Origin of the sequence: Methanospirillum hungatei (genome assembly GCF_020216685.1) — an archaeon.
In the GTDB taxonomy this organism is placed as follows: domain Archaea; phylum Halobacteriota; class Methanomicrobia; order Methanomicrobiales; family Methanospirillaceae; genus Methanospirillum; species Methanospirillum hungatei_B.
In genome coordinates this window covers 1-11721 of record NZ_JAIWNS010000163.1, presented here as the reverse complement: position 1 = coordinate 11721, position 11721 = coordinate 1, and the positions used below count along the sequence as shown (strand labels likewise).

Here is an 11721-nt window from a genome sequence, read left to right as displayed (position 1 = left end):
ATACTCCTGCCGATGCAAAGCGTGCTTTAAAATTCGGAGCAATGGGTATTGGCCTGTGTAGAACGGAACGCATGTTTAATGATCCGGCCCGGCTTCCCATTGTCATTGACATGATCATTGCAGACACAAAGGAAGAACGGGAAAAGGCACTTGATAAATTACTTCCTATCCAGCGGGACGACTTCAAAAATATTTTTTTTTTTTTTTTTCCACGCCCGGTTACTATCCGGCTGCTTGATCCTCCGATTCATGAATTTTTGCCACAGGAGCAACAACTCATCGATGAAATAGAAATTTTAAGAAATCTGCGGAAGAATCTCCGGGGTCTTCGTGTTCTTTCAGATACGGTCTCATTCATGTATCAGAATGATCCATCCCATCCAAAGGTCATGACTCCTGCTGATCCTGAACTCCTTGATGCAGTCATAGTAAAGAAAGAGATGATGCTCTGTAAAGTCCGATCTCTGCATGAGGTAAATCCGATGCTCGGTCACCGGGGAGTCAGGCTCGGGCTTACCTTCCCGGAGATTTATTCCATGCAGATCCGTGCAATCCTTGAGGCTGCAGCAGAGTGCAGAAAAGAGGGGATCGATGTCCATCCGGAGATTATGATCCCCCAGGTATGTACTGCCCAGGAGTTAAAAAGGGTAAAGGAATGGGTAACTGAGATTCACAAACAGGTGGAAGACGCATATGGTCTGAAAATTACCTGTTCCTTTGGATCGATGCTGGAGGTGGTCAGAGCCTGTATGCGGGCAGAGAACCTTGCCGAAGAAGCCGAGTTCTTCTCATTCGGAACAAATGACCTTACCCAGGCGACCTTCTCATTCTCACGGGAAGATGCGGAGAATAAGTTCCTGCCAATGTACAACATGAATCACATCCTTCAGGATAATCCCTTTGAGGTCCTTGATGTGAAAGGTGTTGGAAAACTGATGGAACTGGCCGTTCAATGGGGAAGGGCAACACGACCTGGAATGAACGTGGGTATCTGTGGGGAACATGGTGGTCATCCGGCATCAATAGAGTTCTGTCATCAGATAGGGCTGACCTATGTCTCATGTTCCAGTCCACGGGTCCCGATTGCAAGGCTCGCGGCTGCACATGCAGCAATAAAAACAGGATAGTTGGTTTTCACCCTTTTAATACGTCTTTTTCTTGGGTACTTTTATGATATCTGCTGCACTTCCAAGGTCAGACTGTACCTGAATGAAATAATTCGTTGCCGGAGCAGTGCTTTCTACCTTCCCGGTCGCTGTATCAATATCTCCCTCCAGACTGTCAACTCCTGCTATCGTTGCATCCATGGCCCGAAGGAAGAACTCCCGTGATTTTTTATACGTATCAGAAAGGGTCATCTGTTCAGCTGAACTCTTCGCCTGCTCAGCAAAGGTCTTCATTGCCGAGAGGTCTTCGATGGTCATACCCTTGTAAGGGTTTACAATCTTTTCATTTTGGGGGTCTAATTTTTCAATGGCTTCAATAACCAGGGCCTTATAATCTTCATCATGAGTGGCCCCTGTACACCCTGCTGTATATAAGAAACAGATGAGAAGAATCGGAATCAGAAGTAAATGTCGGAGATAACTCATGATATGGTTTTCTGTTTTTTTCCTTAATAAATTCTGCTTATCTCTTCCAGATCAGTATTCCATGATTGTTGGTATCACACAGAGTTCTGAATGACAAAAAACCGTAATATCTAATTTCACAGAATGACCAGTATTTCTATTCAGGGGGAATTACTTATTCTATGACCACATGGGAAGAATCAGCAGATGTAGTATTTAAAAACGGGACTATGTTCAATCCATATACCTGCGAATGGGTACATGAGGATTTTGCGGTCAGAAATGGGATAATAATCGGTACAGGTCCGGGATATACAGGAAAAGAAGAGGTAGACCTCAAATCCTCCTATGTCTGCCCTGGTTTTATCGATGCTCATGTCCATATTGAAAGTTCATTACTCACCCCGTATGAATATGCACGGCTGGTTATGAAGCACGGAACAACCACGGTTGTTGCAGATCCTCACGAGATTGCGAATGTAAGTGGAACTGCAGGAATTGAATATATGCTTCAGGCACATGCAGATCTGCCATTGGATATCATGGTTATGCTGCCGTCCTGTGTACCTGCCACCCCACTTGATGAATGTGCAATGACACTCACGGCTGATCTGCTCCGACCCTTTATCGGTAAAGATGGTGTTCTGGGCCTTGGTGAAATGATGAACGTACCCGGCGTGTTGTCAGAGGATCCCCTCGTTATGGATAAACTTACTCTGACTCCCATCCGTGATGGACATGCACCTTTTCTGACCGGGCCAATGCTGGATCAGTATATTTCCACCGGACTTCAAAGCGATCATGAAACCACGATATTGAGCGAAGGGAAAGAAAAATTACTGAAAGGCATGTTCCTCTTTATCAGGGAAGGATCGACTGAACGAAATCTGCAGACGCTCATCCCTCTGGTAAACGCATGTTCTTCATCACGCTGTAGCTTTTGCACCGATGATCGCCATGCAGATATGTTGGTAACATCTGGCCATATTGATGATTGTATCAGAAAAGCAATTGAATTTGGATGTGAACCGGAACTTGCATACAGAATGGCAACGCTCTCACCAGCAGAACGGTTTCGTTTGTATGATAGAGGTGCCATAAGTCCGGGTCGTATTGCTGATTTCTGTGTTATTGAAGATGTAAAGAGATGCACTGTCCATTCCACTTATAAAAACGGAAAACTCGTATTACCAGAACAGTTCAGATCCGAAAAAAAACATACGATAAAAAACTGGCCATTTCATGCAAAAACCCCCTCTATTGAAGATATCAGAATAACCGGATCAGGCACCGCACGGGTTGTCCGGATACAGGAAGGACAGATTGGAACGAAGGCAGAGTATCTTCAGCTGTCAGGTGAGGATATTCCTGATCTCAAAAGAGATATATTAAAAATTGTCGTCTTTTCACGCTATTATCCGGGGACTATCGGCGTAGGACTGGTTCAAGGTCTTGGACTTACCCGTGGAGCAATGGCATCAAGTGTTTCGCATGATTCCCATAATATCATCGCGGTTGGTACCAGTGATGGTGAGATCATATCAGCGATTGATTCCGTAATAAAGAATTCAGGAGCTATGGTTATACGGGATGGAGATGAGGAGGCATGTTTACCCCTCTCTCTGGCAGGATTAATGTCAGAATTACCCTATGAAGATGTATATAGTGTATTAGAGAGGATTCATCGCCTCACAACAGCCTGTGGTGCGATACGGGATCCCTTCATGTACCTCTCATTTCTGGCATTATCAGTAATTCCAGAATTACGGGTAACAACCAGAGGAGTTTTTGATGTAAACCGGTTTTCCACTGTCCCTGTCTTTCTTGATGAGGAAGAATCAGGAAAACCCTGATCACTTTATTAAGGAGTGGAGTGCCCTAAATCTCTCATAAAAAGTTATTTGAAGAGATTACCGGTTGAAAAACCCTGCATCAGATATTCACCGGTTTTGTAGTATGACCGGTCAAGGGGGTTATAAAAGAAGAAAGGTGCTTCCTGCAGATCAGGCCTTCCATCTGCTGTCAGATATGAGTCATCAATCAGAACATCCACAACCTCAGCAACAAAGAGATCATGTACTCCGACATCAACGACATGTGTGATCCGGCATTCGATGACGATGGGAAATTCACCAACATAGGGGGCATGTACCGAAGGGGCACGAACCGGAGTAAGACCGGTATCAGAAAATTTATCCCGATCTCTTCCTGATGATAGACCAAAATAATCAGCCTCTTTTACATGGGCTGTTGAAGGTATGCTAATAGTGCATTCTTTCTTTTCCATCAGGGCCTGATGAGTATGGCGGGTCCTTTGAACGGAAAATGAAATGCTTAAAGGATCTGAACTACAGACTCCGCCCCATGCTGCAGTCATGCCATTTGCTTTTCCGGCAGTATCATACGTTCCGATAATGAGAACAGGAGTTGGAATGATTGCTGGTTTTTTCCCGATTGACTGTTTCATACCAGATAATAGGATGTGAAAACAGAAAACTGATCCCCTGGCATAAATGCGAACTGATATTAACGGCCGGGTATGATTCCTCTATCAGGACTATACCATGAAACATCAGCATGTTGATCTGAAATCCATCGCATGGGAGACTATGGAGAGGTATGGGTTTACTCCCCGGTTTCCCCGTGAAGTCATCCATGAAACGAATCACTTATCCCCAGAACATCATATAAAAATTAAAAAAGGAGTCAAAGACCTCCGGGGGCTTCTCTGGAGCTCTATTGATAATGTGGATTCAGAAGACCTTGATCAGATTGAGTTTGTGAAAGAAGGGGAACATGGTGAGATTCATGTGAAAGTGGGCATTTCAGATGTAGATCATTATGTGACCAAGAATTCCTCAATCGATAACCATGCAGGACATAATGGAACATCGGTTTATCCAGGAATTGTAACTTTTCATATGCTCCCCGACCGGCTTTGTAAAGGGATTACTTCACTTCTTCCAGGTCAGGATTGTTATGCAATAATTATTGAATTCATGGTTCTTCCGGATGGGGAAGTCAGACCAGGGGATATTTACCAGGGAGTGGTTCGGAATAAGGCGAAACTTGTGTATGAAGAGATCGGAGACTGGCTGGAAGGTAAGATTCCGGTTCCTCCACGGGTTGCAGAGACAGAGGGTCTGAAAAAGCAACTGGAACTGCAACATGAAGCTGCAGTACGCCTTCGGACTCATCGAAGAAGACAAGGTGCCCTGGACCTTGAAACCCTTGAGGCTCAGGTGGTGTCTGATGGTGATACAGTTACAGACCTGGTTATCCAGGAACAAAATGCTGCCCGTTGTCTAATTGAAGAGTTCATGGTTGCTGCAAACGGAACGATGGTAACTTTTCTTGAGAACGCCGGTCTGCCCATGATACAACGGGTCGTCAGGGTTCCTAAGTACTGGGAGGAGATTCGGCTTGTTGCTGCGAAATACGGAGAGAAACTTCCCTTCAATCCGGATGCTAAATCCCTTTCATCTTTCCTGACAATACAGCGTGAAGCAGATCCTGAACGATTTCCGGATCTCTCTCTCACGGTTGTAAAACTCATGGGTTCAGGAGAATATGTTCCTTTCATTCCCGGGAAGACTCCTATCGGACACTTTGCACTTGCAGTCACCGATTACACGCATGGCACCGCTCCAAACCGGAGATATGTTGATCTTATTATCCAGCGGCTTATCAAGTCTGTTCTTCTGGGAACCAAATCCCCCTATCATGTCAGGGAACTTGATGAAAAAGTAGAATGGCTCTCGGGTCGGGAAAAGGCAGCAAATAAAGTTGAACGGTTTATGAGAAAATCAGCCGCAGCAGTTCTTTTAAAACCAAGGATTGGAGAGACTTTTGAGGGGTTTGTGACCGGTGCATCAGAAAAAGGAACATATGTCAGGCTTATAAGCCCCCCCGCAGAAGGAAGAGTGATGCGAAGGGAATCAGGTCTTAAAGTAGGGCAAAAAGTGATGGTGAAATTATTAAAGACCGATCCGTATAACGGTCATATCGATTTTGAATACCTGCATGATGTTGGAAAAGTATAGGTAAACAAACATTTTCAACCAATTTTATTTGGCGGTGAATGACCGGATTGCTGCTGCATTATCTGGATACACTTTAAAAATTTTTAACAACCCTGATAACCGGAGGATATCTGATACATTTCTATTTGGGGTAGAGAACCGAAGCTCACCTTTCTTTTCCTTCAGAGTCTTGGCTGCAGCAATAAAAACACGGATACCTGCACTTGAAATATACCGCACGTCGCTCAGGTCCAGAATAATCCAACGCATTCCCTGATTAATTCCTTCCATCAATGTTCCTTCAAGGTCAGATGATGTTGTGGTATCAATAGAACCTATCGGATGAAAAATCCAAATTTCTCCCTCATACCAGATATCAATGGGGAGAGCAGAACCGGCTTCTTTTTTCAATGTATAGATAAGATCAGTCTCAATGTCAGGTGATGCCATATTATATCCTAACCATATACGAGAATGGAATCATAAAGATGCAGGTATGAGAATCATGGAATTATATTATATGTCAAAGGATGGAATAGATGTTCCATAAATAGATTCAGTCACAAATGGTTGATCACATATGGATTCATCAGAGAGTTTATATCAGATCTGGTATGAGCTCACCTCCGGGATAGAGGATGGTATTATAATTCTGAACACATCCGATATCATCTGCCACCTGAACAAAGGTATTTCTCAGTTATTTCCTGTCACCAGAGAAAATTACGTCGGCAGACCATTTGATGAATTCATCGAGGAAGTTGTTCTTCCGGTAATAAAAAACGCTGATAATATATCACCGAATGGATATCACCTAATTTCTTCCACCCTGAAAGACAAAGATCTTTATATTTTTTCCGGACCTGGAAAGGGACAGTCTGTAGAATTTTCCCTTCTTGAGAAGAATGGTTCTGATTACCCCTGGAAGATGGGGTATTTCCGGAAAATCACCAGATGGAAAAAGACTGAAGAACTCTTGATCCGGACAGAGGAGCGGTTCAGAATTATTTTTGAAAATCTATTTGACTCTGTCGCTATGTATCCGGTTGATGAGTCATTTTATCCGGGGCACTTTATCGAAGTAAATTCATCATCGGTAAAAAGGCTGGGATATACCCAGGCGGAACTTCTGACACTATCACCTGCAGACATTCTCCCCCCTGAAGAGTTTGGACGGTTTTTGTCATTTATTAAAAATTTTAGAATATCACAAGTTCAGACCGCAGAATTTTCAGAAGTGACAAAAGAGGGAACAATCATCCCTGTCGAGATAACAGCTCTTGTTGTAAAAATCCGAAACGAAGAGTTCATAATTCAGATCTCAAGGGATATTTCAGACCGGGTTAAAATCAGGCAACTCCAGATGAATGCATTTGAACAGATCAATAGGAATATCGAACAGTTTGCAATTTTAAATGATCGGATACGTAATCCGTTAAGTGTCATCCTGACACTTGCATCATTCTCTGAAACCCCTGAAAGCACCAGAATTGCTGAGCAGGTACATATTATCGATTCTCTGGTTGATGAACTTGATAAAGGATTTATTGAATCTGAAAAGGTCAGGAAATTTCTTGTCCGATATTTTCAGGCTGATACATGAAACAGGTTATCAATGATTTATCTGTAATTTGTATCCGTTTCTTTCTATTTCTGCCCCATTGTTATTTCCTTTGGTGCAGATTGTTCTTCCACCATTCTCCTGGTTCATGATCTTCTGAGCAGCTGATCGAATTGCATTCGTATGCGAATCACATACTCCATACACAACCGGTCCAAATGAACTCATACCAGCCCCGGCTGCACCGGCATCAATCATAGCATCCATAATTTCCCTGATAACCGGTGGCTGAAGACTCAGCTCACATTTCTTAAACCCATAATTCTGAAATTCATTTATTGCCTCACCAAACTGTTCCAAATCTTCTTCCACCACTGAAGGGATCAGTTTCATAAGAAGAATGTGAGAAAGAATCTGAACCTCATGTTGAGGGACAGGACAGAAGGTCTGAAACACATCATGTTCAAACTGCCCATGGATTTCTGACAATCCTTCTGGTATTGCCAGCACAAAATTCCAATCGTTCGGAATATCATACCGGCCGACCAGGGGAGCAGGACCTGCACCAGAAGATAAGGCAGATGGTGCAAACGAATCTTTTTTTCTACCCGGCCCAAACCGGTGACCGGCATCAACAATGAATCCTCCCATGAAAAAGGCTCTTGTTCCGATCCCGGATGTCCCGCCTCTTCCCGATATGGCGATCAGATCATCTGCACTCATGCTTTGTTCAGTAAATGCCCCTATCCCTGCCGCTATTCCAAGTGCTGCCTGGGTTCCGCTCCCCAGACCAGAGTGAAAGGGAATGAATTGCTGAATATGAATATGTACCGGAGGTATTGACAATCCATTGAAGATTAATTTTTCAAGGATTGGCTGCACCTGATGTGATACCCCAGGTTCTTGTGATGTCAGAGAGAATGTATCTGACTCTGATATTTCAAAGATAAAGCCGGGATATTTCAGAGTAATTCCTGCACCACCATCAACTCTGCCTCCACAACCATTCATGTCAAGAAGTCCGATATGAAGACGGGAAGGAGTGACTACTCTGACAGTAGAATCTTCTATAAAAAGAGGAGAGGGAATTTGTTCCTCAATATAAAAGATAGGACGTGAATTATGTATTATCCGGTATGATCTACTCAGACAATGACGGGTTTTTTTATTTGGGATCTGGCATTCAGAAGGAAATAAACTCTTTTGTATTGACAGGATCTCTCTTCTTGACTCCATCTTCTCATCACGCATGATAACACCAATAGGCTCATCTTCATTCATAAGCCGGGTCATTGCCCCGGGTGGAAGATGTTTCAATGGTGCATATGAGATGGCATGTATCAAAAGACGGTCATTATTTTTATTATAGAGATAGACTTCCCGAAAATTCACATCTTCTCCGGGTAGAATCTCAAGATACTCTGCAATTTTTTCTGATGCAGGAACTATGTTCTGCTGAACAGTTCTGACACCAATAGGCGCATTTATAAAAGCCTCCAAAAGCCGGGTGACAGATCCATCTGTTATAAGAAGAGCACGTTCAGGTTTTGTCAATACGCATGATTCATTTTCTATCTGCCGGATAAGTTCCAGGACCGATCCCTGTGTCATTATTGCCCCATTATCAGAGTAATAGCATATCAGGAAAAATCTGCCATATTAACAGAATTAAAATCTTGAAAATTCATACAACATCGGCATTCAAACCAACATTAGAAATCTGTACGATTATTCCGGGGTTACCAGAACATATCTGTACAGAAGAGACTATCCCAGGTGCATGTTTCGCGGTGAGAAAGATAGTGCACCATTACTATTTGTTCGTGGTGCACCTTAAGTGTTTCGACTCATTCAATTGGAAATAGTTACCTTGGCTTTTTACCCGAGTGGGAGGGGATCATCTATCCGTATGTACACTATAAAATTGAAATCGCTATTATTTTAATTTCTTATTGCACTAAAGAATTAAAATCGCATAATTGGATCATGAGGGCGATATGCACCAAAATCAAATAGATCTGGTGCACGTAACTATACTGTTGATACTATTACAAAAAACCGGAAGATGAAATGAAGAGTGAAATAATCAGAAAAATTGCAGAACTTGAGGGTCGAACATACGAATTTGCTCAAAAAGGTATAGAAAATGGATCTATTGTAATCATGCACAGAGGCAATACGGGGGTTGCAATCGGAGAAGGAGTCAGAACGAAAATAAATGTAAACCTGGGTACATCATCCGGTCATTGTGTTCCTGAAGAAGAAATACTGAAAGCAAAAATTGCAGAACAGTATGGCGCAGACACCATAACGGATCTGTCAACCGCTGGAGATATTCCGGAAATTCGAAAATCAATACGTGATGTCACATCACTTCCCATAACTACAGTCCCTCTGTACCAGGCGGTTGCAGAAAATTCTCTTGATGATATCACAGAGGATCTTATTATCGAAAACCTGAAAGAACAAGTCAAAGAAGAGATTTCATCGATGGTTCTTCATTGCTCCTCAATAGAGACTGTAAAGGCGATGAAGGTTTGCTCCAGGATAATGGGAGTTGTTTCCAAAGGAGGTGCAATGATGGCTTCATTTATGTTGAAAAATAAACAGGAAAATCCCTATATTACCCATTTCAATGAGATTCTTGACATATTAAAATCGAAAAACATAGTACTTTCTCTTGGAAACACCATGAGATCAGGATGTATCCATGATGAGTGGGATAACGCACAGAGTCTTGAGTTGAGTGAGAATATCAGGCTGGCACACATTGCTCATCAAAAAGGAGTTTCGGTTATTATTGAGGGGGCCGGAGGACATATCAGGGCTGATAAAATCCCTGAAAGTATCAGGCATTACAAAGATAAGACAAAATATCCCCTCTTTGTAGCAGGACCACTTCCAGCTGATGTTGGCATGGGATATGATCATATTACCGGTGCGATTGGCGCCACATTTGCCGCAGGAGCCGGGGCAGATTATCTCTGTTACATCACCAGGGCTGAACATAAAAGTCTCCCGACTCCTGATGAGGTTAGAGAAGGGCTCATGGCATTCCGGATTGCTGCCCATATTGGAGATTCGATGAAGTATGGATTGTCTGAACAGGACAAACATATCGCAGAGAAAAGAGCGCAGATGAATTTTCAGGAACAGGCAGCATTTGCTCTGGACCCTGAAGAAGCAGGCCGAGGTATTCCTAATGATACAAATTGTACCATGTGTGGATCCTTGTGTGCACTAAAAATGATTCAGACCTATTGTACCGGAACTGATGAAGGGAAATAGACATGAGGTCAAATCATCAATAATATTCTGACGAATTTTATACTCAATACAAACAGTCCAGAACTCTGTCATTTCGCTCTTTTTGAATGAACAGACATATAAAAACTCATACATTTTGTTCTTTTATTGATCGAACCGGGATAGGACATGGGAAAACCTGAATTAGCGATGGTATATCATTCACGACTTCGGATGACTGCTCAAGCATTAAATTTACCATCTCATTATGACCAACATGTCTGAAATCTGTTCGAAGTGCAATTATTTTTTTCCCAATTCCATATGCATAGCCAATCTCCCATGAAGTTCCAGAATCTGCATCAGCACCGTCTATTACAGCAACAACAATATCGGCATTGTGAATAGCCTGTACATTTTTATCAAATATTTCTCTTTGAATAGACAGTTCCCGTGAATGCTCCGAATCTCCACAATCCTGGGGAAGATGAACCTGCATGGCATAACCAGTTAATATATCCGCTACTTTTCTATTGAAATCACACTCAGCTTCGGAAAATAAAGGTGCAGCAAGATACACTTTCCAACAGGCTGCTTCAAAGACATCAAAGGCCAGTATATCTGAAAAACGGTTTAGAAAAAACCCTCTACCTGATATCTTTCCGTCAGAGCCATGAACCGATCCATACCAGGTTTTTCGCACCCCACAAACCGGAGATGAATCAACTCCGATGATTGCATATGGCCGACCATCTTTTTTCCAATCTTCACGAACTTTGGATTCAAGTCTGTATACAAGATCTGAAAAATCCGGATTGTCCAATCGACCAAGATAATGCCCTGGCTCATGGTCAGGTCCAAGATACATTGTCTCTGCACAGGGAAGCATTTTTACAGGTATTTTAAACGTTTCACATCGCAATAAAACCTGAGAAAATGCATCTAAATCTTTTTGATGAGTGATTCCTCGTGCTCGGAGTTCCGGATTTTTTATACAGGGACATAAAAGAAGATACATCCTGTACTAATCATCACAAATGAATAGATATATTTCCTGTGCAGATTTGAGAAAAAATTATGGTGAGATTATTATCATCAGTAAGCAGAGACACTCCTTATCTTTCTGGTATTTTCTGATATTTTATATCCTTTATTTGGGAGTTTTTACAAAAATAATTTATAGCCTTATGTATTGGTTGTTCGCATTTTTCTAAAACGTTCGAGTAATTCATGAAGAAGTGACTTTGAAGGTAAAAGAAGTAAACCAGCTTCCAGATCAAACTCCGCGCAATGCATGTCCGTTTTGAACAAAAGAATCTGA

At 42.4% G+C, this 11721-nt stretch carries 10 protein-coding genes; 5 read left to right on the top strand and 5 right to left on the bottom strand.

Going from position 1 to position 11721, the window contains the following annotated elements; genetic code table 11:
- Nucleotides 1–1127: putative PEP-binding protein (locus LDL35_RS10385; protein ID WP_304022268.1), on the top strand; the 1127-nt coding region annotated here is incomplete at its 5' end.
- Nucleotides 1128–1142: 15 nt separating this feature from the next.
- On the opposite strand, the gene LDL35_RS10380 is transcribed toward LDL35_RS10385, so the two are convergent.
- Nucleotides 1143–1592: a hypothetical protein gene (locus LDL35_RS10380; RefSeq protein WP_304022267.1), complete on the bottom strand. Its 450-nt coding sequence runs from the start codon at nucleotides 1590–1592 to the stop codon at nucleotides 1143–1145.
- A gap of 161 nt (nucleotides 1593–1753) precedes the next feature.
- Between LDL35_RS10380 and ade the strand changes: the two genes are divergently transcribed.
- The gene (ade, locus tag LDL35_RS10375) at nucleotides 1754–3424 is read left to right on the top strand and encodes an adenine deaminase (RefSeq protein WP_304022266.1); all 1671 of its coding nucleotides are present in this window, start codon (nucleotides 1754–1756) and stop codon (nucleotides 3422–3424) included.
- A gap of 44 nt (nucleotides 3425–3468) precedes the next feature.
- Here the strand turns inward: ade and LDL35_RS10370 are convergent, their stop codons facing one another.
- Entirely contained in the window at nucleotides 3469–4038 is a 570-nt protein-coding gene (locus tag LDL35_RS10370) for a flavin reductase family protein (RefSeq protein ID WP_304022265.1), read from the bottom strand.
- Between the two features lie 97 nt (nucleotides 4039–4135).
- On the opposite strand from LDL35_RS10370, the gene LDL35_RS10365 reads away from it, so the two are divergent.
- The gene (locus tag LDL35_RS10365; RefSeq protein WP_304022264.1) at nucleotides 4136–5614 is read left to right on the top strand and encodes an RNB domain-containing ribonuclease; all 1479 of its coding nucleotides are present in this window, start codon (nucleotides 4136–4138) and stop codon (nucleotides 5612–5614) included.
- Nucleotides 5615–5638: 24 nt separating this feature from the next.
- On the opposite strand, the gene LDL35_RS10360 is transcribed toward LDL35_RS10365, so the two are convergent.
- The gene (locus LDL35_RS10360; RefSeq protein WP_304022263.1) at nucleotides 5639–6043 is read right to left on the bottom strand and encodes an STAS domain-containing protein; all 405 of its coding nucleotides are present in this window, start codon (nucleotides 6041–6043) and stop codon (nucleotides 5639–5641) included.
- Nucleotides 6044–6173: 130 nt separating this feature from the next.
- Between LDL35_RS10360 and LDL35_RS10355 the strand changes: the two genes are divergently transcribed.
- A complete protein-coding gene (locus tag LDL35_RS10355) occupies nucleotides 6174–7196 on the top strand; it encodes a PAS domain S-box protein (protein WP_304022262.1) in 1023 nt (340 codons plus the stop codon).
- Nucleotides 7197–7205: 9 nt separating this feature from the next.
- On the opposite strand, the gene LDL35_RS10350 is transcribed toward LDL35_RS10355, so the two are convergent.
- Complete coding sequence (locus LDL35_RS10350; protein ID WP_304022261.1) at nucleotides 7206–8765, bottom strand: beta-ribofuranosylaminobenzene 5'-phosphate synthase; 1560 nt, start codon at nucleotides 8763–8765, stop codon at nucleotides 7206–7208.
- A 459-nt stretch (nucleotides 8766–9224) separates the two neighbouring features.
- On the opposite strand from LDL35_RS10350, the gene thiC reads away from it, so the two are divergent.
- Entirely contained in the window at nucleotides 9225–10442 is a 1218-nt protein-coding gene (gene thiC / locus LDL35_RS10345) for a phosphomethylpyrimidine synthase ThiC (protein WP_304022260.1), read from the top strand.
- 106 nt (nucleotides 10443–10548) lie between these two features.
- Here the strand turns inward: thiC and LDL35_RS10340 are convergent, their stop codons facing one another.
- Nucleotides 10549–11268 (bottom strand): nucleoside 2-deoxyribosyltransferase, encoded by a 720-nt coding sequence (locus LDL35_RS10340; RefSeq protein WP_369694917.1) that lies wholly within the window; start codon nucleotides 11266–11268, stop codon nucleotides 10549–10551.
- Nucleotides 11269–11721: the final 453 nt, after the last annotated feature.